The organism is Pseudonocardia phyllosphaerae, assembly GCF_046546475.1.
Lineage (GTDB): Bacteria > Actinomycetota > Actinomycetes > Mycobacteriales > Pseudonocardiaceae > Pseudonocardia > Pseudonocardia phyllosphaerae.
Genome location: NZ_JBKGXS010000001.1, coordinates 353185 through 376598, shown reverse-complemented (window position 1 = coordinate 376598; position 23414 = coordinate 353185). Strand labels below are relative to the sequence as shown.

The following is a 23414-nucleotide window of genomic DNA, read 5'->3' as shown; positions in this document are numbered from 1 at the left end:
TCACCGTACGCAGCCGTCCGCCGATGTGGCCGCACCCCCTCCGGTCCTGCATGCTGAGCGGGTGAACGACTCCCCCTCCGCCGGTACGCCCGCGCCGGGGCCCGCGAGCCCCGAGGAGCTGGCCGCGGCGCTGCGGTCGACCGGCTACCTCGCCGACGACGGCCTGGCCACCGCCGCCTACCTGGCACTGCGGATGCGGCGGCCGTTGTTCTGCGAGGGCGAGCCCGGCACCGGCAAGACCGCGCTGGCCCAGGCCCTCGCGCAGACCCTGGACGCGCCGCTGATCCGGCTGCAGTGCCACGACGGGATCGACGCAGGCCAGGCCCTCTACGACTGGGACTTCCCGCGCCAGCTGCTGCACCTGCGCACCCTGGAGGCCGGGCAGGCGGAGTTCGACACCGACGCCGTCGAGTCCTCCCTCTACGCCGAGCGCTTCCTGCTCGACCGCCCGATCCTGCGCGCCCTGCGCACCAGCCCGTCGGTGCTGCTCATCGACGAGATCGACCGCGCCGACGACGAGTTCGAGGCCTTCCTGCTGGAGGTGCTGACCGAGTACGCGGTCACCGTCCCCGAGCTCGGGGAGATCCGCGCCGCGCAGCCGCCGGTCGTCGTACTGACCTCGAACCGGACCCGCGAGGTGCACGACGCGCTCAAGCGCCGCTGTCTGTACCTCTGGCTCGAGCACCCGTCGGTCGAGCGGGAGATCGAGATCCTGCACAGCAGGCTGCCCGGCGTCCCGGAGCGGCTGGCCGCCGAGGTCGCGCGCGCGGTGCAGAAGCTGCGCCACGCCGACCTGATCAAGCCGCCGGGCGTCGCGGAGACCCTGGACTGGGCGGAGGCGCTGCAGCTCGTCGGCGCCCGCCACCTCGACCCGGAGACCGCCGCGCGCACCCTCGGCGCCGTCCTCAAGTACCGGGAGGACGCCGACCGGACCTACGCCCAGCTCGACGCCCTGCTGGCCTCCTGACTCACTGATCCCTTTGTCCCGCACCGACTCCACCACCACGGCAGAGCCCGGCCCGGGCGACAGCGGCACGCTGCTCACCGGGATCGTCGGGTTCACCGAGGTGCTGCGGGCCGCCGGGCTGCCGGTCACCGGGGACCGCGTCGCCGCATTCGTCGAGGCCCTCGACGGGCTGGACGTCACCGACCGGACGCAGGCCTACTGGGCCGGACGGCTCACGCTGTGCGCCGATCCGGACGACATCGCCCGCTACGACCTGGCGTTCCCCGCCTGGTTCGAGCCGGCGCAGGGCGGAGGTACCCGGGTCCGGGACGAGCGCCCACCGGCCCCGCCACGGCTGGCCGCGCTGGTTCCCGGGCGCGAGGGCACCGGCGAGGACGAGGAGGGCTCCGAGGGCCCGGAGCTGCGCGCGGCCGCCACCGGCAACGAGGTGCTCCGGCACCGTGACCTGGGAGAACTGTCCGCCGTCGAGCGGGAGCACCTGCGCAGGCTGATGGTCCTGCTCCGCCCCGACCCGCCGGTGCGGCCCTCGCGACGCAGGCGCCCGTCCCGGCACGGAGCGGCCGACCCGCAGCGCACGCTGCGGGCGGCACTGCGCAACCAGGGCGAGCTCGCCGACATCCGCCGCCGCACGGCCACCGACCGGCCGCGCAAGGTCGTGCTGCTCGTCGACGTCTCCGGGTCCATGGAGCCCTACGCCGACGCGCTGCTCCGGTTCGCCCACGTGTTCGTGCGCCGATCCCCCCGTTCGGTGGAGGCGTTCACCCTCGGAACGCGATTGACGAGAATCACCCGGGAATTGCGTCAGCGTGACCCGGAAAGAGCACTGGCCGCGGCCGGAAAGGCCATCCCGGACTGGTCCGGTGGCACCCGGCTCGGTGAGGTGCTGCGGGCCTTCGTCGACCGGTGGGGCCGGCGCGGCGCCGCGCGCCGGGCCGTCGTCGTCATCTTCTCCGACGGCTGGGAGCGTGGAGGCACGGAGCTGCTGGGCGAGCAGGTCGAGCAGCTGTCCCGGCTCGCGCACCGCGTCGTCTGGGTCAACCCGCACGCGGGCAAGGCCGGGTACGCCCCGGTGCAGGGGGGAATAGTCGCGGCGCTGCCGCACTTGGACCGGCTGCTGGCCGGGCACAGCCTGGCCACGCTGGAGGAGCTGCTGAGAGTGGTGCGAGATGCGTGACGTGATCGACCGGCTCGAGGGCTGGTGGAAGAACGGGGAGCCCGCGGCGCTGGCGACCGTGGTCGGGACCTTCCGGTCGGCGCCGCGACAGCCCGGCGCGTCGATGCTGGTCGGGCCGGACGGCGAGGCCGTCGGCTCGGTCTCCGGTGGCTGTGTCGAGGGCGCGGTCTACGAGCTGGGCCGGCAGGTCCTCGACGAGGAACGCCCCGTCCTGCAGCGCTACGGCGTCTCCGACGACGACGCGTTCGCCGTCGGCCTGACCTGCGGCGGGATCCTCGACATCTTCGTGGAGAAGGTGTCGCAGCAGACCTATGCCCAGCTCGGCGCCGTCGCCGACGCGATCCGCAACGAGGACCCGGTCGCCGTGGCCACCGTCGTCGCAGGCCCGTCCGAACGCCTCGGCGCGCGGCTGGTCGTCTGGCCTGCCGACGCCGACCACGACGCCGCCCGGGACCCCGCGCTGGCCGGCGGCACCGGCTCGGACCGGATCGACGACGCCGTACGCGACGACGTCCGCGGCCTGCTCGACGCCGGTCGCAACGCGACCCTGACCTACGGCCCGAACGGCGAGCGCCGCGGCGAGGGCCTGCAGGTGTTCGTCGAGTCGTTCGCCCCGCCGCCCCGGATGATCGTGTTCGGCGCGATCGACTTCGCCGCCGCCGTCGCCCGGATCGGCTCGTTCCTCGGCTTCCGGGTGACCGTCTGCGACGCACGCCCGGTCTTCGCGACCGCCAGCCGGTTCCCGGGCGCCAACGAGGTCGTCGTCGAGTGGCCGCACCGCTACCTGCAGGCCGAGTCCGACGCCGGGCGCGTCGACAACCGCACCGCGCTGTGCGTGCTCACCCACGACCCCAAGTTCGACGTCCCGCTGCTGGAGGTCGCGCTGCGGCTGCCCGCGGTCGGCTACATCGGCGCGATGGGCTCGCGGCGCACCCACGACGACCGGGTCGCCCGGCTCCGGGGAAACGGCGTGACCGACGCCGAGCTCTCCCGGATGTCGTCGCCGATCGGGCTGGACCTCGGCGCGCGGACACCGGAGGAGACCGCGGTGTCCATCGCCGCAGAGATGATCGCCCAGCACTGGGGCGGTGAGGGCCTGCCCCTGACCGGGCGTGCGGGACCGATCCACACCCCCTGACCAGCCCGTACTTTCGGTCAGGGCGCACTACGCCGTCCGCCGATCGGAAGCGCCGCCGCGACTGCTCCTTCTGTACCGTGGACCACATTCCTGGTCACGACTCGGGAGGAGGGCAGAGTGGTCCTCACCGGCCCGGACACCCTGCTGGTGCTCGACGACGACCCGGACTCCCCGGGCGGGGCGACGGTGCGCGCCCCGGAGTGCCCGGAGGCGGCCACGCCGCGGCTGTCCAAGTTCCACGCGCCGGAGATCGTGTTCGGCGTCGAGTCGCTGCCCGAGGCCGCCCACGCGGCGTGCCGGCTGGGCGCGCACCGCCCGTTCGTCGTGACCGACCCCGGGGTGACCGAGGCGGGCTGGCCCGCCGAGCTGCTGCGTCACCTGCGCGCGGCCGGGCTGTCGCCGCAGCTGTGGAACGAGATCACCGCGAACCCGAAGGACCACGAGATCCAGGCCGGGTTCGAGCGGTACGAGAGCTCCGGCTGCGACGTCGTCGTCGGAATCGGCGGCGGCTCGGTGATCGACGCGGCGAAGGGCGTCGCGCTGCTCGCGGCCAACGGCGGCACGATCGGCGACTACGAGGGCATCGACCGCATCGAGAACCCGATCCCGCCACTGGTGATGATTCCGTCGACCTCGGGCACCGGCGCCGACGTCTCCCAGTTCTGCATCATCACCGACACCGAGCGGCTCACCAAGATCACGATCATGGGGCGGGCGCTGGTCCCGGACGTGTCGGTCGTCGACCCGCGGCTGCTGGTCACGATGCCCGACTGGCTCAATGCCGCGACCGGGCTCGACGCGCTGACCCACGGCATCGAGGCCTACGTGTCGCTGGCGCACGGCCCGCTGACCGACACCCACGCGCTGCACGCCGTCGCGCTGGTCCACTCGCACCTGCCGACCACCATGATCCGCCGCCGCGACGAGGGCCCGCGTACCGCGATGGCCCAGGCCGCGCTGGAGGCCGGTCTGGCGTTCACCAACGCGATCCTCGGCGCCACGCACGCGATGAGCCACCAGGTCGGCGGGCTGCTGGACCTGCCGCACGGGCTGATCAACGGCATCCTGCTGCCGCACGTCATCCGGTTCAACGGCGTCGACGACTCCACCCGGTTCGTGCCGATCGCCCAGGCGATGGGGCTGCCTGCGCGGGTCGGCATGCCCGGCGACGAGGCCGTCGACATGGTCGCGACCGAGGTGCGCAAGCTCGCCGACGAGGTGGGCGTGCCGACCGGGCTGGGCGCGATCGGGGTCCGCGAGGCCGACGTGCCGCGGCTGGCCCGGCTCACCCTCGGCGACGCCTGCCTGGCCACCAACCCGCGCAGCGCGAGCGTCGGGCAGATCGAGGGCCTGTTCCGGGAAGCGCTGTGATCCCGAAAAGCGCTGTGATCCCGGGAAGCGTTGTGATCCCGGGAGCCACTGCGACGCAGGGGTCGCCCGGGTGACCGCCGCAGCGCGCTTCCCCCGCCGCCGGACCCCGTCACCGCCGGCGGGGTTCCCGCCCGGCTCCCGCACGCGCCCGGACCTGGACCAGCTGACCGGGCTGCGGTCGGGCAAGCCCTCGTTCTACCCGGAGTACCGGGTCAACGCCGAGCGGCTGCGCCGGGTGATCCTCGCGCTGGACCGGATCTCCGCGGCACTGGTGCGCACCATGGAGGGGTCCGAGGCGCTGGTCCGCGCGGTCGCCGACGCCGCCGCCGACCACCTGACCGCGGACTGGGTGATCCTCGCCCTCGTCGACGGCGAGCTGGCCGACGCGACCCCGCGCCACGTCGTCCTCGGCCCGGACGGGGCGGAGTGGAGCGACCTGCGGCTGGTGCCGGAGAAGGTGCGCCGGCACGTCGCACACGTTCGCGCGGGCACCGGCGAGGACGGCGCCACCGGCCACGCGCACCCGCCACCGGAGCCGCGGCCGGGCGCGTCCCGGCCGCGGTCGATGTACAGCTCGCACGGCGCGCACGCCCCGCACGTGCAGCCCGCCCCACGCTCCCGGCACGAGGACGCCGACGACGAGCGCCGCCATCTGCACGTCCCGATCCGGCTGAACGGCCGCGTCGTCGGCGGGTTCGTCGCCTGGACCCCGCCGGACCGCGACATCGACGACACCGACCACTCGGTACTGCGCATCCTGGCCGGTCAGACGGCATCTGCGCTGCAGAACTGCGCCCTGCTGGAACGGGCGGAGCGGCTGCACGCGCACACCGCCGCGCAGGCCGAGGACCTGCGGATCCGCAACGACGAGCTGGTCGCCGCCCAGCAGGCGCTCGGTGCCGCCCGGCAGCGCGAGGTGCTCGACAACGAGCGGCACCGGATCGCCCGCGAGCTGCACGACAGCGTCACCCAGTACGCGCTGTCGGCCGGCATGCACATCGAGCTGTGCCGCTCGGAGGTCGCCGGCTTCGCCGGCGGGATCGACGGGGCCGACGGCGGCGGGATCGGCAGCGCCGACCGGGCCGACAGGGCCGACCGGGTCGACCGGGTCGTCGAGCACCTGGACACCGCGAAGGACCTGACCCGGCGCGCGGTGGAGCAGCTGCGGTCTGCGATCTACGCGCTCAACGACGACGACCAGGCCGAGAAGGACCTGCCGTCGATGCTGCGCCAGCTGTCCACCGTGCACATGCCCGACGAGCTGCGCGTCGAGGTCTCGATCGGCGGAACCCCGGTCCCGCTGCCGCACGAGTACGAGCAGTCGCTGTTCCGGATCGCCGGTGAGGCGCTGTTCAACACGGCCATGCACGCGTCGGCGTCGCGGGCGGTGGTGCGGCTGGCCTACCAGCCCGACCGCGTCCGCCTGTCGGTGTCCGACGACGGCGGCGCCGCCCCCGACCAGATCCGCCGCACCCTGCGTGCGGCGGCCGTGCGCGGACCGGCCGGGGAGCACCGCGGCCTGGTCAACATGGACGCCCGTGCTCGGGAGATGGGCGGAATCCTGCGGTTCCGGCGGTCCCGGATCGGTGGGTTGCAGGTGCGTGTGGACGTCCCGATCGAAGGGGAGACGACGTGAGCGTCACCGAGGCACGTGGCCCGGCGGCCGCCCGGCCCGCGGTCCGGCAGATCCGGATCGTGCTGGTCGACGACCACTCGATCATGCGACAGGGCCTGCGGGCGGTGCTGGAACGCGAGGACGACCTGCGCGTCGTCGGCGAGGCGGGCAGCGGACCGGAGGCCTACGCGGCCGTCGACGCCGGCCGGCCGCAGGTGGTGCTGCTCGACCTCAAGCTCGCGTCCGGGCCGCAGACCGACGGGCTCGACGTGTGCCGCCGACTCTGCGCGGAGCATCCGGGCATCGGCGTGCTGGTGCTGACGACGTTCGCCGAGGACCGCCTGGTCGTCGAGTCGGTGCAGGCCGGCGCGCGGGGCTACGTGGTCAAGGACGTCGACACCACCGAGCTCGTACGCGCGATCCGTGCGGTGTCCCGCGGGGAGAGCGCCTTCGACGCGCGGTCGGCGTCGGCGATGGTGCGGTCACTGTCGGGCGGGATGCCGGACCGGGAGCGGCTCACCGACCGCGAGCTCGACGTGCTGCGGCTGCTCGCCCGCGGGCTGTCCAACCGCGCGATCGGCGCGGAGCTGTTCATCTCCGAGACGACGGTGAAGTTCCACGTCGGCAACCTCATGCGCAAGCTGACCGTCTCGCGGCGCGCCGAGGCCGTCTACGCGGCGACCAAGCTCGGCCTGCTCTGACGCCGGTTTCACCGGGCACGGCCCCCGGTCGCTGCCCCGGGGCCGCGCGGCGCGTTCCGCGGAACGCGATTCGCTGCGCCGTTCGGCCGTCCGAGCTGCGGCGTCCGGCCGAAATTCGCGTTCCGCGGAACGCGATCCGCACCCCGCGGCTCTCGGACGGACCGAAAGTGTCGGACCTCGGCCGCACACTCGCCGAACATGAGTTCGACACGAGGAGCACCGCGATGGCCACCGATACGCCCACCGCCGATCAGCCCGAGCTACCCGCCGGCGCACGCACCCCCGGCCCGCCCGCCGGCGCAGCGGCCACCCAGACACCGACTACCGAGGCACCGACTACCGAGGCACCGACTACCGAGGTGCCGGGCGCCGAGGTGCCGGACACCGAGCCCGCACCCGTCACAGCCGGGGTACCGCCGCTTCCTGAGCTGAGCATCGACGCGCTGGAGTCGGAGCTGCTCGGGCTCGCCGGGCACATCGCCGCGGCAGAGTGCCGTTTCCTGCGGCTGCTCGCCGAGTTCGACCGGCGCGACGGCTGGGCCGGCGTCGGGGTGCGGTCGTGTGCGCACTGGCTGTCCTGGCGCGCCGGGATGAGCCTGCGGACCGCGTCCGAGCACCTGCGCGTCGCGCATGCGCTGGCGAGACTCCCGCAGGTCACCGAGGCCTTCGCCGCCGGACGGATCTCCTACTCGAAGGTCCGTGCCATCACCCGGCTGGTCGGGGCCGACGACGCCGTCCTCGAACGCCTCGCCGAACAGATCGAGGCCACCCGAACCAACCCCGCCACCGCAACCGACGAGAGCGCAACCGCCGATCCCGACGACACCGACGACCCCGCGGCCGGTGCCGACGACCCGCACCACGACCCCCACGCCGCGGCCACGGACACGGACACACCGGCGCCTACCGACGCGCCTGCTCCTACCGGCACGCCCGATCCCGCCGACGCACCCGGTCCCGCCGACGCACCCGGTCCGGCCGAACCGGCTTCCGGACAGGAACAGCCCGCGCCGTGGTCCGTCCCGTCCGTCGCGCCCCGGGAGGTCTCCGAACAGACGCTGGTCGACCTCGCCCTGTCGAGCACGGCGAGCCACGTCGAGAAGCTGGTCCGCCAGGTGCGGCGCAGCTGTGCGTCCCCGGTCGACACCGCCGCCCGGCGCAGCCTGAACTGGTACTACGACGCCGACGGCACCCTGGTCCTGCGCGGCCGTTTCACACCCGACGACGGCGCCGCGCTCGTCGCCGCGCTCGAGGCCCTGTGCACCGAGCCGCTGCCGCCGCCGATCGGCCCGTCCGGCCCCGCCGACGGCAACAGCGGAAACCCGGCCTCCGGCGACAGCGAAAACCCGGCCTCCGGCGACGGCGAGAACACCACCACCGGCGACGAGGACCCTGCCGACCTCGAGCACCGTGCCCGTGAACAGGAGCCCGGGCCCACCACCGACTCGCTCGCCGCCCGGCGCGCCGACGCCCTGGTCACGCTGGCCACACGGCACTCGGCGGCCCCGGAGCCGTCCGTCGCACGGGGTGCCGCGCAGTTCGTCGTCCACCTCGACGTCGCCACCGGGACGGCACGGATCCAGGGCGGCCCCGAGCTCGCGCCGACGACCGCGGAGCGCCTCGCGTGTGACGCCCGCGCCCGGATCCTGCTCGACGACCGGAGCCGCAACCGCCTCTACCTCGGTCGGCAACGGCGTCTCGCGAGCCCGGCCCAGATCGCCGCGCTCACCGCCCGGGACGCCGCGGACGGCGGTGGCTGCCGGTTCCCGGGGTGCGACCACGTCCGGTACCTGCACGCCCACCACGTCGTGCACTGGCTGCGGGGCGGCCCGACGGACGTCGACAATCTCGTCCTGCTCTGCAGCCATCACCACCGGCTGGTGCACGACCACGGGTACCGGATCCGGGCGCTCCCCGGCGGCCGCTGGGCGTTCGAACGACCGGACGGCACCCCGGTGCCTGCCGTACCCGTTCCGCTGACCGGCGCAGACAAGGGCGTCATCGAGATCAACATCAGGGAGGGCCTGCGGATCGACGACGAGACCCTCACCCCCGACTGGTACGGCGAGCCTCTCGTCGCCGAGCCGATCCTCGATGCGCTGCTGCCTCCGATCCCACGGTCGACCGCGGCCTGAGCGGCGGACCCGCCACCGGGGTCGGCCACCTCGGCCGACCGTCGAACGGCCCGCCCCGGCGAACGGCCCTCCCGGCTGTCGGACCGCCCCGGCGAACGGCCCGCCCCGGCGATCCCGACCACCCCGACCGCGTTCCGCGGAACATCTCGCCCTGCAGCCGACCGGCCGCAGCCCGCCCCGGCCGAGCCGCGCGCACGGCACCCGGTAGACAGGGCCGATGCGCTGGTACGCCGAACGTCCCGACCGGCTCGTGCGGCAGGTCGTCGCCGACGCGGCCGCCCTGGTGTGGGCGGTGCTCGCCGTCGTCGCGGGGATGGCCGCACGCAGCGGGCTCAACGCCCTGCGCGAGCCCGGCGAGGCGCTGGTCGGCGCCGGTGACCGGGCCGTCGGGACGCTGTCCGGCCTGGCCGGTGCGGTCGCCGGGATCCCGTTCGTCGGCGGCGACCTGGCCCGCGCCCTGGATCCGGTCGCGTCGACCGGGTCGCAGCTCGCGAGCGCCGGGCGGGACTTCGCCGGGACCGTCGAGACCATCGCGGACTGGTCCGCGGTGGTGCTGCCGTTGCTCCTGGTGCTCCCGCTGCTGCTGGGCTGGTTGCCGCTGCGGCTGCGCTACGCGCGCCGGGCCGGTGCCGCCGTCGCCGCCCGCGACACCGCGCCCGACCTGCTCGCCGTCCGGGCGCTGACCCGCGTCCCGGTGCGGACGCTGACCCGTGTCGCCCCGGACCCGGCCGCGGCGTGGCGCTCCGGTGACCCGCAGGTCGTCGCCCGGCTGGCGGATCTGGAGCTCGCCGACCTCGGCCTGCGCCGCACCCGCAGCTGATGCCGTACCTGCAGCCGGGCGGCGGGGTCCGGCCGGGCGACGGGCTCACTCCTCCCGGTCGGGCGAGCTCGCGTGCGCCCAGTACCGGCGCGGAATCCGGCCCGCGTGCCGCGCGTCCCAGCCGGCCTCGACGGCGCCGCGCATCGCGGAGGCCATCCGGGCCGGGTCCGCTGCGCGGGTGACGGCGGTCGCGAGCAGCACCGCGTCGCAGCCGAGCTCCATGGCCAGTGCCGCCTCGGACGCGGTGCCGATGCCGGCGTCGAGCACCACGGGCACCCCGGCGCCGTCGACGATCATCTCGATGTTGTGCGGGTTGCGGATGCCCAGCCCGGTGCCGATCGGCGACCCGAGCGGCATGACGGCGGCGCACCCGGCCTGCTCGAGCTTGCGGGCGAGCACGGGGTCGTCGTTGGTGTAGGGCAGCACGGTGAACCCGTCGTCGACGAGCTGCTCCGCGGCGTCGAGCAGCTCGATCGGGTCGGGCAGGAGCGTCCGCTCGTCGGCGACGACCTCGAGCTTCACCAGCTCGGTCTCCAGGGCCTCGCGAGCCATCCGCGCGGTCAGCACGGCCTCGGCCGCGGTACGGCATCCGGCGGTGTTGGGCAGTACCCGGATGCCGAGGCGGCGCAGCAGCTCGAGCAGCCCGGTCCCGCCACCGACGTCGACGCGGCGCAGCGCCACGGTCGTCAGCTCGGTCCCGGACGCGACGAGCGCCCGCTCCAGGATCTCCAGGTTCGCGGCGCCGCCGGTCCCCATGATCAGCCGTGAGTCGAAGACGTGGTCCCCGACGGTGAGCTTGTCCATCGTCATCCTCCCTGCACGGCGGTGAGCACCTCGACCTGCGCGCCGTCGGCCGGACGGGTGTCCGCCCACGCGGTCCGCGGTACCACCTGACCGTCGAGCGCGACGGCGATGCCGCGCTCGGGCATGCCGGCCGCGGCGAGCACCTCGGCCAGCGTCGGCTCGCCGTCGACGTCGCGTGCCTCGCCGTTGAACACGATCCGCATGTCAGTTCCCTTCCTGCGAGAGCAACGCCGGCGCCGGAGCCCCGGCCCCGGACACCGCAGCCCCGGACCCCGCGGCCACGAACCGCTGCGGGTCGGCCGCGCGCGCCACCTCGGGGACGACACCGCCACCCAGCAGCGCGCCGACGGTGGCGGCGGTGACCGGCACCAGCAGCATCCCGTTGCGTCCGTGCCCGGTCGCGGCGATCAGGCCCTCCGGCCCGATGCGTCCGATCAGCGGCAGGTTGTCGCGGCTGCCCGGACGCAGCCCGGCCGCCGTCTCGGTCAGCTCGTACTCGGCGATCCCGGGCAGGATCCGTTCCGCGTCGCGGAGCAGGTCCCGCACCCCACCGACGGTGACGGTGGTGTCGAAGCCGTTCTCCGCGGTCGTCGCGCCGACGACGAGGTCGTGGCCGGGCGCGTTCCGCGGAACGCAGTAGACGGGGCGGCCGTCGACCAGCGCCCGCACCGTGCGCGACGGCGGCGGCAGCGCTCCCGCCCGCCGGGTCAGGCGCAGGATCTCGCCCTTGACCGGGCGGATCAGGCCGTCCAGCGCGGGGTGCAGCGCCGAGGACCACGCCCCGGCCGCGATCACCACGGCGTCGGCGGGCACCGCGGCAGGCTCCCCGGCGAGGGACACGCCGGTCACCCGGGCGCCGTCGTCGTGGACGGCGGTCACGGCGCGCTCGTCGAACAGCACGCCCGCCCGCTCGCAGGCGCGGCGCAGTGCGGCGAGCAGCAGCCGGTTGTCCACCGACGGGTCGCCGGGCACCGCGATGCCGCCGCGGACGTCCGGGCCGAGCGCCGGTTCACGTCGCCGCAGCTCGCGGCCGGTCAGCGACTCCACCGGGCGGCCGAGGGTCTTCAGGTATGCGGCGAGCGCGGTCAGCTCGTCGCGGTCTCCCGCCCCGGTGGCGACGACGACGGTGCCGTCGGGCTGCAGCCCCGCATCGGTCCCGGCGTCGGCGGAGAGCGTCTCGGCGAACTCCGGCCAGCGCGCGACCGAGTCGAGCCCGAGCGCGAGCAGGTCCTCCTCGCCGGGCCACGCCTCGGTGACCGGTGCGAGCATCCCGCCGGCGACCCGCGACGCACCGGACCCCGGGGCGGGGTCGTACACCGTGACCGTCCAGCCCGCCCGGGCCGCCTCGCGGGCGGCGGACAGGCCGATGACGCCGCCGCCGACGACGGCCAGCCGTTCGTTCATGACACCTCACTCCCTGCGCCGGCATGACCCGGATCAGGTTCGACGGTCGGGACCCGGCCAGGTCCCCTCTCAGCCCGCTGCGGCGGGCTCCCGTGGCTCTCACACAGTTCTCGTCCCTGCGGGGTCCACGGTACGCCGTACCCTGCGCGCCGTGCCCCACACCGATGTTCCCAGCAGCGATCGCACACCCCGCCCGACCACCCGGGACGAGCGCGCCCGCCGGCTCGCCGACTCCCGGCTCTACCTCTGCACCGACGCCCGCACCGACCGCGGCGATCTCGCCGAGTTCGCCGACGCGGCGCTGGCCGGCGGCGTCGACATCGTGCAGCTGCGGGACAAGGGAGGCCCGGACGGCCCGCTGGAGGCCACGGCCGAGCTGGCCGCATTGGAGATCCTCGCCGACGCCTGTGCGCGGCACGGTGCGCTGCTCGCGGTGAACGACCGGGCCGACGTCGCGCTGGCCGCCGGCGCCGACGTCCTGCACCTCGGCCAGGACGACCTTCCGGTGGCGTGGGCGCGCCGCGTCGTCGGCGACGACGTGCTGCTCGGCCGCTCCTCGCACAGTGCCGAGGAGACCCTGGCCGCCGCCGACGAGGACGGCGTCGACTACTTCTGTGCCGGCCCCTGCTGGCCGACGCCGACCAAGCCCGGCCGCCCCGCACCGGGCCTCGACCTGGTGCGCACCGTTGCCGCCCGCGGCCCGGAACGGGTCTGGTTCGCGATCGGCGGGATCGACGAGGAGCGCCTCGACCAGGTGCTCGACGCAGGCGCGAGCCGGATCGTCGTCGTCCGCGCGATCACCGAGGCCGACGACCCGCGGGCCGCCGCGGAGCGGCTCCGGGCCCGGCTGACCGGCTGACACACCGGCCGGCGGACCGCGGCGGGCCGGTGGACGGGTGTGCGGGTCGGCCGGGCGTGCGGCTCAGTTCTGGCCGGACCCCGAGCCACCCTGCGAGCCGGAGCCGCCCTGCGAGCCCGAGCCGCCCTGCGAGCCCGAGCCGTTCTGCCCACCGGAACCGCCCTGCCCGGAACCGGACCCCGAGTCGCCGGAACCCGAGCCGGAGCCCGAGTCGCCGGAGCCAGAGCCCGAGCCGGAGTCACCCGATCCGCTCTGGCCCGGCTTCGGCTCGCCGGACGGGAGGACCTTGTTCAGGCCGTCCTGCAGCGGGTTGCTCCCGGAGGAGTCGCCGTTCGAGTTCGACTCACCGGTGCTGCCCGAGCCGCCGGAGTCCGACTCCGACGTCGACGAGGAACCCGACTCCCCCGAGTCCGAGCTCGACGAGGTGGACCCCTCGTCGCCGGAGCTCTTCTTCTCGCCGCCGCCGTGCACGACGTTGCCGATCGAGGTGCCGGTGTGGCCGCCGGTGATCGTCGAGCCCTTCACGAACTCTATGCCGGTGACCAGGAACATCGCGACGGCGAACGCGATCAGCGCACCGATCCCGGCGATGATCGCGTTGCGGCGGCTCATCCGGAACCGGCCGAGGAAGCCGCTCCCCTTCGACCCGCCGCGGGTCCCGGCCTGCGGGGCACCGAGCATGACGGTCTCGTCACCGGGCGGCGCGGACGCGGCGCCGACGCCGCCGACGGCGCCGTCGCGCCGGTGGCCCTCCCCGGTGCGGTGTTCATGGCCGGGGCGGCCGCGCAGCCCGACGGCCTTGGCCTTGTCCTTGAGCTCCATGCTCTGCTCGATGCCGCGGGTGAAGAACGTCGTCGCGAGGGTGGTGATGACCGAGCCGAGCGCGGCACCGAGCACCGTGCCGACCGCACCGAGGAACGACCCCAGGATCGCGGTGACGACGGCGGCGCCCGCACCGGCGACGATCTTCGTCGGATTGATCTCGTTCTTCAGCGTCTTCGGCTGATCCGCCGATGCCGATGCCGATGCCGGCGCCGACGCCGGGGTGCGCGGCGCGGCGGCGGGCGGCGTACCCGGTGGGACGCCGGGGTCTCGGCGGATCCCGTCGGCGGGCGCCCCCGGCATGGGCGTCCCGGGCATCGGGGCGCCCGGCATCGGCCCACCGCGCTGCGGCGGACCGGGCTGCTGCGGACCGGGCTGCTGCGGCGGAACAGGCTGCTGCGGACCGGGCTGCTGCGGCGGAACAGGCTGCGGAGCACCGGGCTCGGGCGGACCCGCGGGCCGGGCCCGCCGTGTCGCGTGCTCGCCCTCCGGCGCCCAGGAGTTCCGCGGGCCGGGCGGGGCGGTGCGGTTCGGCGGCCGGCTCGCCGCCTGCCGGCGCGGCTGCGGCACCGACGCGTCGGCCTCGGCGGTGCGACCGTGGGAGGGACGGGGGGCGGCGGGGCCGGGGCGGTCCGGGTCGTCGCCGTGGGCGGCGTTCCGGCCGTACTCCGGGCGGCTCTGCTGTGCCATGGCTCCTTGCAGGGGGCGCGAGAGGGATCGGGCGGCTACTACGGGGAACGTCCGAGGCCCCTCGGACGCACCCGATGATCAACGGTTGTCGCGACCGTCACACGATCCGGGGAACATCCCGGTGAAAGTCCCGGTGAAAGTCACGGAGTGATCACGATGATAGCGACACCCCCTGTTGCGATTCGTCACCGGGGGTGACGCACTCCCGGGTGATCAGCGGGCAGCGCCGTACGCAGCAACGGCCAGGACACGACCACGCTCAGCGTCACCAGCACCGGGCTCAGCACGGTCCGCGCGAGCCCGAGCAGGAACGTCTGGTCGGCGGCCCACAGCGGCACGAACACGCCGATCCGTACGACGTACTGCGCCACCCACGCCCACGACGCCCGCTGGTAGCCGCGCAGCAGGTCCGGGTCCCGGCGCCACCGCGTCTTCTGCCCCAGCAGCCCGCCGACGACGAGCCCCAGCAGCGGCCACCGCACGACGATCGAGATCGCCCACACCAGCGCGCTCGCGACGTTGGAGATGATCTGCAGCAGGAAGAAGTCCGCGGCCCGGCCGGTGTAGAGCGCCACCGCCGACGCGGCCACGACCCCGGCCAGCCCGAGCAGCACCGCCCGCGGCCTGCGCCCCTGCCGCCACCGCCACACCGCGACCAGCGCCCCGGCGACGACCGCGGCACCGGCCGCCCAGCGGATCGGCACCGCCGACCCGGCGAGGCCCGCACCGAGCCAGGCGAGCACGAAGGCCACGACCGGGACCGACGCGTCGACGGCGCCGGCCCGTCCACCCAGCAGCTCGCCGAGACCGGGATCCGGCGGTCGGACCGGGGCGGCACGCGGGGCGGGGTCGGGGCTCACCCCCTAAGGGTGCCCTATCCCGCGGGTGCCGGTCGACGTAACGGTGACCGGCACCCGCGGAGGACGCACGCACACGCCCGGGCAGGGCCTCAGCGCACCGGGGTGAAGTCCCGCGAGCCGATGTGGGCCGGCCGGGGCCGCGGTGCGGAGAAGGGCTGCACGCAGGTGTTCTCGACGCTGTTGAACACGAGGAAGATGTTCGAGCGCGGGAACGGGGTGATGTTGTCCCCCGAGCCGTGCATGCAGTTCGAGTCGAAGAACGTCGCGCCGCCTGCGTCACCGGTCATCATCGCGATGCCGTGCCGCTGCGCCAGCTTGGAGATCGAGTCCGTGTCCGGCGTGCCGATCTTCTGCTCCTTGAGCGACTCGAGGTGGTAGTCCTCGGGTGTCTCGCCGACGCAGGACACGAACGTCCGGTGCGAGCCCGGCATGATCATCAGGCAGCCGTTGAACGCGTGGTTGTCGGTCAGCGAGATCGAGCAGCTCACCGCGCGCGGGCCGGGCATGCCGTCCTCGGCGTGCCAGGTCTCGAAGTCGGAGTGCCAGTAGAAGCCCCCGCCGCCGAAGCCGGGCTTGTAGTTGATCCGGCTCTGGTGGACGTAGACGTCGGAGCCGAGGATCTGGCGGGCGCGGGACAGCACGCGCTCGTCGCGGACGAGGCGGCCGATCGCGTCGGAGATGCGGTGCACCTCGAAGATCGAGCGCACCTCTTCGGAGGACTTCTCGATGATGCAGCGCTCGTCGGCGCGGACCTGCGGGTCGGACGCCAGGCGGTCCAGCTCGGCGCTGTACTCGGCGACCTCCTCGGCACTCAGCAGGCCCGGCACCTGCACGAACCCGTCACGGGCGTGCGCGTCGAGCTCCTGGGCGCCGAACATCCCGGCCCCTGCGCGATCACCCCAGACGGTGGGCTCGGCCCGGTCGATGAAGGCCGGGACCTGTGAGACACGGGTCGGGTAGCGGTCGGTGACGTTGCTGAGACGAGTCAGGTCGCCACGGCCGACGAGAGCGGTCATTCGATGTCCTCCTGTATCGGCGGATGCGGTGGTCGCGGTTCCTTTCCACGAAGGTCTGGCTTCTTCAGACCACGAGGGGCGTTCCCGCCGTAACACGGCGGAAACGCCCCTCGTGGTGATTCGCGGTACCGGCTCGTCGCCGGTGCGCCGCTCAGTCCTCGGTGATCAGCGGGTACACGCCGTTCTCGTCGTGGACCTCACGGCCGGTCACCGGCGGGTTGAACACGCAGACGGTCTTCATCAGCGTCTTCGGGCGGAGCTGGTGCTTCTCGTTGCCGCTCAGCACGTAGATGGACCCCGGCGCCAGCTGGTAGGTGACGTCGTTGTCCTTGTCGTAGAGCTCGCCCTCGCCCTCGGTGATGAAGACGGCCTCGATGTGGTTCGCGTACCAGAAGTCGTTGATGGTGCCCGGCTGGAGCACCGTCTCGTGCACGGAGAACCCGACACCGTCCTTGGCGAGGACGATGCGCTTCGAGCGCCACTGCTTGTTGTCGGACTCGACGTCGCGCTCGGTGTCGGTGATCTCGTCGAGAGTGCGGACGATCATTGCGGTATCAGCTCCCGGTGACAGTACGTACGGACTCGGCGATGATCGCAAGTCCTTCGTCCAGCTCGTCATCGGAGGTCGTCAGCGGCGGCAGCAGCTTGAGGACCTGGTCCTGCGGGCCTGCGGTCTCGAGCAGCAGACGGTGCTGCTCGAAGGCCTTCGCGGCGACCTCCTCGGCCAGTCCGTCCTGCTGGAACTGGATGCCCCGGGCCATGCCGCGACCCTTCTGGAAGCACTCCACGGTCGGGCTGGTCTCGGAGACGATCGCGTTGAACGCCTCCTCGATCTTCTCGCCCTTGCGGATCGTCTGCTTCTCGAAGGCGTCGTCGGTCCACCAGGTCTGCAGCGTCTTGGTGGCCGTGACGAACGCGGGGTTGTTGCCGCGGAAGGTGCCGTTGTGCTCGCCGGCGCCCCACTGGTCCAGCTCCGGCTTGATGAGCACCAGCGCCATCGGCAGTCCGTAGCCGGAGATCGACTTGGAGATCGTGACGATGTCGGGCTGGATGCCTGCGGCCTCGAACGAGAAGAACGGGCCGGTCCGGCCGCAGCCCATCTGGACGTCGTCGACGATCATCAGGATGCCCTTGCGCGTGCACAGCTCGCGCAGGCCCTGCAGCCACTCGACGCGGGCCGGGTTGAGCCCGCCCTCACCCTGCACGGTCTCGACGATGACCGCCGCCGGGTCGTTCAGGCTGGAGCCGCTGTCGTCCAGCACCTTCTCGAACCAGAGGAAGTCGGGGAACTTGCCCTCGAAGTAGTTGTCGAAGGGCATCGGCGTCGAGTGCACCAGCGGGATGCCGGCGCCGCCGCGCTTCATCGAGTTACCGGTCACCGACAGCGCGCCCAGCGTCATACCGTGGAACGCGTTGGTGAAGTTGATCATCGCCTCGTTGCCGGTGATCTTCCGGGCGAGCTTCAGCGCGGCCTCGACGGCGTTCGCGCCGGTCGGGCCGGGGAACTGGACCTTGTAGTCCAGGTTCCGCGGCCGCAGGATGATGTCCTCGAACGCGGTCAGGAACTCACCCTTGGCCACGGTGTACATGTCCAGGCCGTGGGTGATTCCGTCCCGGGTCAGGTAGTCGATCAGCGCGGGCTTCAGCTCGTCCGGGTTGTGCCCGTAGTTCAGGGCTCCGGCGCCACCGAAGAAGTCCAGGTAGCTGTTGCCGTCGACGTCGGTCAGGCGGCTGCCCTTGGCCGTGTCGAAGACGACCGGCCAGTTGCGGCAGTAGCTGCGAACCTGGGACTCGAGGTCCTCGAAAACGGTCACGTGGTCTCACCCTCTGTCTTCTGCGCTCCGGGGGCGGAGGCGATCGGGCCGATGCGGTACAGGTGCTCCGGCTCGTGCTCGTCACCGAGCAGGTCCGGACCGAAGAGGTCCTCCCGCTCGATCGTCGTGGCGTGTCGTTCGGCGAACTTCGTGAAGAGCCGGATGGACGACGCGTTGTCCGGCGTGATCGTCGTTTCCATCCGGGTGACGCCGGCACCGGCGACGGCCTGGTCCCAGGCGGCGTCGAGCAGGCGCCCGGCCAGCCCGGCCCCGCGCGCACGCCCGTCCACGCACACCTGCCAGATCATCAGGGTGTCCGGGGCGTCCGGGCGCAGGTAGCCGGTGACGAAGCCGACGGCCTCGCCGTCGTCGCGGCGGGCGATGGCCGAGGTACCCGCGAAGTCACGGGACCACAGGACGTAGGCGTAGCGGGCGTTGGCGTCCAGCGTCTGCGACTCGACCGCGAGTCGCCACATGTCCACACCGTCGGCCGGCACGGGAGCACCGATCTCGTACGAATGGTCTCCGTCGGCGTCGCACGGTGGGGGTGCGGACGCCCGAGGCTCGGCGTGCTCGGGTGCGATCATGAACGACGAGGTTAACGGCGCGCGCCCTCGATCGCAGCCCCTGACCGGCCCGGCCACCCCCCTGAGCTGGGATTCCCGTGATCCGGGTCATGCCGGGGGCCGTTCCGCGCGGATCATGTGTCCGCCCTGCTGACGGGCCGTTCGCGGCCGCCGGCGGAGATCGACGCGGGGTCCGCCGGACAGCGGAACGACCGGCCGACGTGGCGTGTGCCACGCTGCGCGACGACGGCGCGCCGATCGGGACACCCGGCCGTGTCCCGCTCGGCCGTTCGTGCGGATGCACTTGCATGTGCACGGATCGGGAGCCACGATGGAGTCTCGCCGCAGCCCGCCCGGAGGAGAGACCGTGTCGGTTCCGTCCGTCAGCTCACGGCTGCGTTCCGCCGGGGTCGCGTCCGGCTCGATCCCCGCCCAGCAGTCCGGCGACCGCGCGCCCGCACAGCACGCGACCGTGACGTGCGCCCGCGACGGGCTCAGCCACTCGGTGCCGCACGCGGTACTGGCCGAGTCGCTCGCGTCCGGGACCGGGCAGCTGTCGGCGGTCTGCGGGCACCTCGTGCTGCCCGCCTCGCTCGCCTCGCCCCCGGGGAGCCACTGCCCGCTGTGCACGGCGGCGGTCGAGCCCCCGCGCCGGGAGCCGCGCCGCCGTATGTGGCGCTGAGCGCTCACCGTCCGCCGGTGACGTCCAGGATCGCGCCGGTCACGTAGCTCGCCTCGTCCGAGAGCAGCCAGGCGATCGCCGGAGCCACCTCGTCGGCCCGCCCCGCGCGGCCCATCGGGATCGCCGGCGCCATCCGCTCGGCCCGTCCGGGCTCACCGGCGCGGCGGTGGAAGTCGGTGTCCAGCAGGCCCGGACGGACGGCGGCGACGCGGATGCCGTCGTCGGCGACCTCCTTGGCCAGGCCCACGACCAGGGTCTCGACGCCGGCCTTGGCGGCGGCGTAGTCGTTCCACTCGCCGGGTGAGCCCAGCACCGCGGCCCGCGAGGTCACGTGCACCAGCGCGCCGCCGGAACCGCCGTGCCGCGGCGCGAGCCGCCACACGGCCTCCCGTGAGCAGAGCAGCGCCGAGCGCAGGTTCAGCGCGACGACCTCGTCGATCCGGTCGTCGGTCATGTCCTCCAGCCGCTGCCGCGACGGCGCCCCACCCGCATTGACCACCACCCCGGTCAGCGGCGACGGCAGCGTGCCTGCCGCGTCGAACAGGCGGGCGACGTCCTCGGAGCGGGTGACGTCCGCGGCAACCGGCAGGGCCTGCACACCGCAGGAACGGCAGTCCGCCGCGACCGCCTCGGCCTCGTCGGGCGAGGCCAGGTGCCCGACGACGACGTCCCGGCCCCTGGCGGCGAGCAGCCGTGCAGTGGCCGCCCCGACACCCCGGCTGGCGCCGGTGACGAGGACGGCCCCGGAGGAGAACGAGGTCAGGAGCGGGTCTCGGTCTGCGGCGCGCTGCTGTGCTCGGCGGTCTGCGCCTGCACCGGACGGGCCTGCTCGACGGCGGGAGCCTGCGTCGTCTCCTCGGCACGGTCCCCGCTGCGGTCGTCCTTGAGGCCACGCATCTCGCTCTGCAGGATCCGCGACGACCGGCCCAGCGACCGCGCCATGTCCGGCAGCTTCTTCGCACCGAACAGCAGGACCAGCACGACCAGGACGATCAGCCAGTGCGTGGGGCTCATCGCGCCCATGGAATCTCCTCACGTCGGACCACCGGGGAGATCCGGCGGCGATGCCTGTCTCTTCCAGGCACAACGAGACGATCCCCCCTGGGGGTTCGCCGCCGCAACCCACCCCCCGTGAATACCCCGCGGATACCACCGGGGAGTCATGGACATCGCGGCGCGGGGCCTGTTGAGTGATCCACGGACGGCGGCACCGAGGCCGCCCGGCGAAGGAGCGGTTCTCATGGTTCCCCCGACCGCGGCGGCCACGATCCCGGCGGCGCTCGAGCCCGTCGACCTGCGCAGGTTCCCGCTGCACCGGCCCGGCTCCCCCGAGTGGGACGACGCCGTCGCCACTGCCCGCGCCGGCCTGGCCGACGACGGCTGCGCGGTGCTGACGGGCTTCGTCCGCGCCTCCTGGCGGGATCGGCTGCGCGCCGAGGGCGAGCGGATCGCGCCGCGGGCGCACTACGAGACCCGCACCGTGAACGTCTACAACACCGAGCCCGACGACGAGGTGCCCGACGACCACCCCGCGCGGGTACCGCTGCAGCGCGGCAACGCCTTCGTCGCCCGCGACCGGATCCCCGGCGACCTGCTCGTGCACCGGCTCTACACCGAGCCCGCGTTCCGGGCGTTCCTCGCGGCCTGCGTCGGGGCCGGGGAGCTGCACGAGCTGGCCGACCCGCTCGCCGGGCTCTGCCTCAACGTCGTCCCGCCGGGGCGGGAGCACCCGTGGCACTTCGACACCAACGAGATCGCGATCAGCCTGCTGACCCGCGCGTCCGACGCGGGCGGCACGTTCGAGTACCACCCCGACATCCGCTCGGCGGGTGCGGAGAACACCGCCGGTGTCACCGAGGTGCTCGCCGGGCGGGACCGCGACCGGGTCCGGCGCCTCGACCTGCGGTGCGGGGACCTGCAGCTGTTCCGCGGCCGGTTCTCGCTGCACCGGGTCACCGAGGTCGGCGGCAGCCGCGCCCGGCACACCGCGATCTTCTCCTACAGCACCCGCCCGGGGGTGGTGGGCACCGCCGTCCGGACCCGTCAGCTCTTCGGCCGGACACTGCCCGAACACGGGGGGTCGCGCTCCGCGCCCTCCGACGGACTGCTGGACTGACGTGGCCACGAGCACCGTCGCCGTACGCGGAAGGATCACGCCATGACCGACGTCCCGGCCACGTTCGCCGGTGAGGACGAGCTGCCGAAGGTGCCCGTCCCGACCCTGGCCGCGTCGGTGGACCGCTTCCTGGAGTGGTGCGCCCCGCTGCTCACCGCCGACGAGTACGCCCGCACCGAGGCCGCCGCCCGCGAGCTGCTCACCCCCGGCGGCACCGCGGAGACGCTGCAGGCCGACCTGCTGCGGTTCGACACCGAGCCCACCACGTACAGCTGGCTCGACGAGTTCTGGCCGTCGCGCTACCTCGGCCGCCGGGACCGGATCGCGCTCAACGCGAACTTCTTCTTCCTGTTCGGCCCCGGCGACACCACCGACCCGTGCGAGCGGGCCGCGCAGCTCGCCCTCGCCGCGCTCGGGCACAAGCACGACCTCGACACCGGCGGGTTCCCACCGCTGGTCAACCGTGGTGTGCCGCAGTCGATGGAGCAGAGCAAGCACCTGTTCTCCACGACCCGGATCCCGGGCGAGGAGCAGGACACCGTGCGCACCCCCTGGTCGGACGACTGGCCCGGACCGAGCACCGAGCGGCACGTCGTCGTGTTCTGCCGGGGCCGCGTCTTCCGGCTCGACGTGCTCGGCCCGGACGGCGTCCCGCACACCGTCGACGAGATCGCCGAGGCGCTGCGGCTGGTCCGCGGCGCGCACCCGTCCCGGGCCGCCGTCGACGATGCGGTGGGGTCGCTGACCACACTGGCCCGCGCCGAGTGGGCCGGGGTGCGGGCCCGGCTGACCGGGCTCGACCCGGCCAACGCCGAGGCCGTGGACCTGATCGAGCGGGCGCTGTTCGCGATCGACCTCGACGACGCCGACCCGGAGACCTCCGACGACCCGGAACAGGCGGCCTGCCGGACGCTGCTCGCCGGCGACTCGGGGAACCGCTGGTTCGACAAGGCGCTGTCGATCGTCGTCCTGCCCGACGCCCGGGCCGGGGTGAACATCGAGCACTGCGAGCTCGACGGCACCACGATCCTCACCCTGGTCGACGCGATGTTCGCGCACTCCGCGGCCGAGCACGCCGAGCGGGCCGGCGCCCGCGCGCAGGGTGTCCCGGAGCCGGTCGAGCTGGGCTTCCTCCTCGACGACGACCTGCGCGCCACGATCGTCCGCGCGCACGACGAGTTCGCCGCGTTCCTCGACGCCACCGCCACCGAGCTGGTCCCGATCGAGGACTTCGGCGCCGACGACGCGAAGGCCCTGAAGTGCTCGCCGGACGCGTTCGTCCAGCTGGCCTACCAGCTCGCGCACCGGCGGGCGAAGGGCGTCACCGGCGCCACCTACGAGTCGATCGCGACCCGCCAGTTCCGGCACGGCCGCACCGAGGCGATGCGCGTGGTGACCCCGGAGATCGTCGCGTTCGTGGACGCGATGCAGGACCCGGACGTCTCCGACGACGCGCGCCGCGACGCCTTCCGGGCCGCCGCGGCCGCGCACGGTGCGCGGGCGAAGCAGTGCCAGGCCGGGGACGCGCCGGAGCAGCACCTGTGGGAGCTGGAGTGGATCCAGCGTCGTCGGGGGGAGCAGCTGGGGGCGACAGACGCCCTGAGCGTCTTCGACTCGCCCGGCTGGACCGTCATGCGCGACGACTGGCTGTCGACCAGCTCGGCGCCGTCGGCGAACGTGCACTGGTTCGGCTTCGGGTCGACCGCGTCGCGCTGCATCGGCGTCGCCTACGTGCTGCTGCCCGACCGCTTCCACGTGCACCTGTCCACCCCCGCCGACCAGGCCGATGGCATGCACGCGTTCGCCCGGGAGCTGCGGGCCGCGGTCACCGAGCTGCGGAACCTGCTGGCCTGACCCCGC

Annotated in this window: 23 protein-coding genes and 1 riboswitch; of the genes, 12 read left to right on the top strand and 11 right to left on the bottom strand. The window is 73.8% G+C overall.

Annotated features, from left to right (window positions below; genetic code table 11):
• The first annotated feature begins 61 nt into the window (after nucleotides 1-61).
• The 8 genes from ACLE50_RS01830 (at nucleotide 62) to ACLE50_RS01795 (ending at nucleotide 9921) form a co-directional block, all read left to right on the top strand.
• Nucleotides 62-967 (top strand): AAA family ATPase, encoded by a 906-nt coding sequence (locus ACLE50_RS01830; protein ID WP_410941566.1) that lies wholly within the window; start codon nucleotides 62-64, stop codon nucleotides 965-967.
• Nucleotides 968-980: 13 nt separating this feature from the next.
• Complete coding sequence (locus ACLE50_RS01825) at nucleotides 981-2141, top strand: vWA domain-containing protein (protein ID WP_410941565.1); 1161 nt, start codon at nucleotides 981-983, stop codon at nucleotides 2139-2141.
• On the top strand, nucleotides 2134-3279 hold the full coding sequence (locus ACLE50_RS01820; RefSeq protein ID WP_410941564.1) for an XdhC family protein: 1146 nt from the start codon (nucleotides 2134-2136) through the stop codon (nucleotides 3277-3279). Before ACLE50_RS01825 ends, ACLE50_RS01820 begins: the two co-directional genes overlap by 8 nt.
• 117 nt (nucleotides 3280-3396) lie before the next feature.
• Complete coding sequence (locus ACLE50_RS01815; protein WP_410941563.1) at nucleotides 3397-4650, top strand: iron-containing alcohol dehydrogenase; 1254 nt, start codon at nucleotides 3397-3399, stop codon at nucleotides 4648-4650.
• A gap of 70 nt (nucleotides 4651-4720) precedes the next feature.
• Complete coding sequence (locus ACLE50_RS01810) at nucleotides 4721-6286, top strand: sensor histidine kinase (RefSeq protein ID WP_410941562.1); 1566 nt, start codon at nucleotides 4721-4723, stop codon at nucleotides 6284-6286.
• Nucleotides 6283-6966: a MadR family response regulator transcription factor gene (locus tag ACLE50_RS01805; RefSeq protein ID WP_410941561.1), complete on the top strand. Its 684-nt coding sequence runs from the start codon at nucleotides 6283-6285 to the stop codon at nucleotides 6964-6966. The genes ACLE50_RS01810 and ACLE50_RS01805 overlap by 4 nt, the downstream gene beginning before the upstream one ends.
• Before the next feature lie 224 nt (nucleotides 6967-7190).
• Nucleotides 7191-9101 (top strand): DUF222 domain-containing protein, encoded by a 1911-nt coding sequence (locus ACLE50_RS01800; protein ID WP_410941560.1) that lies wholly within the window; start codon nucleotides 7191-7193, stop codon nucleotides 9099-9101.
• Nucleotides 9102-9318: 217 nt separating this feature from the next.
• Nucleotides 9319-9921 carry a hypothetical protein gene (locus tag ACLE50_RS01795; protein WP_410941559.1) on the top strand — a complete coding sequence of 201 codons (603 nt, stop codon included), beginning with the start codon at nucleotides 9319-9321 and terminating at the stop codon, nucleotides 9919-9921.
• Between the two features lie 45 nt (nucleotides 9922-9966).
• Here the strand turns inward: ACLE50_RS01795 and thiG are convergent, their stop codons facing one another.
• The 3 genes from thiG to thiO form a co-directional block, all read right to left on the bottom strand.
• Complete coding sequence (gene thiG, locus ACLE50_RS01790) at nucleotides 9967-10725, bottom strand: thiazole synthase (RefSeq protein WP_410941558.1); 759 nt, start codon at nucleotides 10723-10725, stop codon at nucleotides 9967-9969.
• Nucleotides 10726-10727: 2 nt separating this feature from the next.
• Complete coding sequence (gene thiS, locus ACLE50_RS01785; RefSeq protein WP_410941557.1) at nucleotides 10728-10928, bottom strand: sulfur carrier protein ThiS; 201 nt, start codon at nucleotides 10926-10928, stop codon at nucleotides 10728-10730.
• 1 nt (nucleotide 10929) lies between these two features.
• Nucleotides 10930-12129, bottom strand: a complete 1200-nt coding sequence (thiO, locus tag ACLE50_RS01780) for a glycine oxidase ThiO (RefSeq protein WP_410941556.1) — start codon at nucleotides 12127-12129, stop codon at nucleotides 10930-10932.
• A riboswitch (TPP riboswitch) is annotated at nucleotides 12123-12231 on the bottom strand. Its footprint overlaps the gene before it by 7 nt.
• A gap of 49 nt (nucleotides 12232-12280) precedes the next feature.
• Between thiO and thiE the strand changes: the two genes are divergently transcribed.
• Nucleotides 12281-12988 carry a thiamine phosphate synthase gene (gene thiE, locus ACLE50_RS01775; protein ID WP_410941555.1) on the top strand — a complete coding sequence of 236 codons (708 nt, stop codon included), beginning with the start codon at nucleotides 12281-12283 and terminating at the stop codon, nucleotides 12986-12988.
• A 63-nt stretch (nucleotides 12989-13051) separates the two neighbouring features.
• On the opposite strand, the gene ACLE50_RS01770 is transcribed toward thiE, so the two are convergent.
• The 6 genes from ACLE50_RS01770 to ectA form a co-directional block, all read right to left on the bottom strand.
• Nucleotides 13052-14500, bottom strand: a complete 1449-nt coding sequence (locus ACLE50_RS01770) for a hypothetical protein (RefSeq protein ID WP_410941554.1) — start codon at nucleotides 14498-14500, stop codon at nucleotides 13052-13054.
• Nucleotides 14501-14685: 185 nt separating this feature from the next.
• Nucleotides 14686-15360, bottom strand: coding sequence for a DUF3159 domain-containing protein (locus tag ACLE50_RS01765; RefSeq protein ID WP_410941553.1), 675 nt, complete (start codon nucleotides 15358-15360; stop codon nucleotides 14686-14688).
• Nucleotides 15361-15449: 89 nt separating this feature from the next.
• The gene (thpD, locus tag ACLE50_RS01760; RefSeq protein ID WP_410941552.1) at nucleotides 15450-16376 is read right to left on the bottom strand and encodes an ectoine hydroxylase; all 927 of its coding nucleotides are present in this window, start codon (nucleotides 16374-16376) and stop codon (nucleotides 15450-15452) included.
• A 151-nt stretch (nucleotides 16377-16527) separates the two neighbouring features.
• Entirely contained in the window at nucleotides 16528-16923 is a 396-nt protein-coding gene (locus ACLE50_RS01755) for an ectoine synthase (protein ID WP_410941551.1), read from the bottom strand.
• 7 nt (nucleotides 16924-16930) lie between these two features.
• Entirely contained in the window at nucleotides 16931-18190 is a 1260-nt protein-coding gene (gene ectB, locus ACLE50_RS01750) for a diaminobutyrate--2-oxoglutarate transaminase (RefSeq protein ID WP_410941550.1), read from the bottom strand.
• Nucleotides 18187-18777 (bottom strand): diaminobutyrate acetyltransferase, encoded by a 591-nt coding sequence (gene ectA, locus ACLE50_RS01745; RefSeq protein ID WP_410941549.1) that lies wholly within the window; start codon nucleotides 18775-18777, stop codon nucleotides 18187-18189. Before ectA ends, ectB begins: the two co-directional genes overlap by 4 nt.
• Before the next feature lie 346 nt (nucleotides 18778-19123).
• Here ectA and ACLE50_RS01740 point away from each other — a divergent pair, with 346 nt between their 5' ends.
• Nucleotides 19124-19438: a hypothetical protein gene (locus ACLE50_RS01740; RefSeq protein WP_410941548.1), complete on the top strand. Its 315-nt coding sequence runs from the start codon at nucleotides 19124-19126 to the stop codon at nucleotides 19436-19438.
• 4 nt (nucleotides 19439-19442) lie between these two features.
• Here the strand turns inward: ACLE50_RS01740 and ACLE50_RS01735 are convergent, their stop codons facing one another.
• Both ACLE50_RS01735 and tatA read right to left on the bottom strand, forming a co-directional pair.
• A complete protein-coding gene (locus ACLE50_RS01735) occupies nucleotides 19443-20201 on the bottom strand; it encodes an SDR family oxidoreductase (protein ID WP_410942239.1) in 759 nt (252 codons plus the stop codon).
• Nucleotides 20198-20461 carry a Sec-independent protein translocase subunit TatA gene (tatA, locus tag ACLE50_RS01730; RefSeq protein WP_410942238.1) on the bottom strand — a complete coding sequence of 88 codons (264 nt, stop codon included), beginning with the start codon at nucleotides 20459-20461 and terminating at the stop codon, nucleotides 20198-20200. The genes ACLE50_RS01735 and tatA overlap by 4 nt, the downstream gene beginning before the upstream one ends.
• 217 nt (nucleotides 20462-20678) lie before the next feature.
• On the opposite strand from tatA, the gene ACLE50_RS01725 reads away from it, so the two are divergent.
• Both ACLE50_RS01725 and ACLE50_RS01720 read left to right on the top strand, forming a co-directional pair.
• Nucleotides 20679-21554, top strand: a complete 876-nt coding sequence (locus ACLE50_RS01725) for a HalD/BesD family halogenase (protein ID WP_410941547.1) — start codon at nucleotides 20679-20681, stop codon at nucleotides 21552-21554.
• 42 nt (nucleotides 21555-21596) lie between these two features.
• Nucleotides 21597-23408, top strand: coding sequence for a choline/carnitine O-acyltransferase (locus ACLE50_RS01720; protein ID WP_410941546.1), 1812 nt, complete (start codon nucleotides 21597-21599; stop codon nucleotides 23406-23408).
• Nucleotides 23409-23414: the final 6 nt, after the last annotated feature.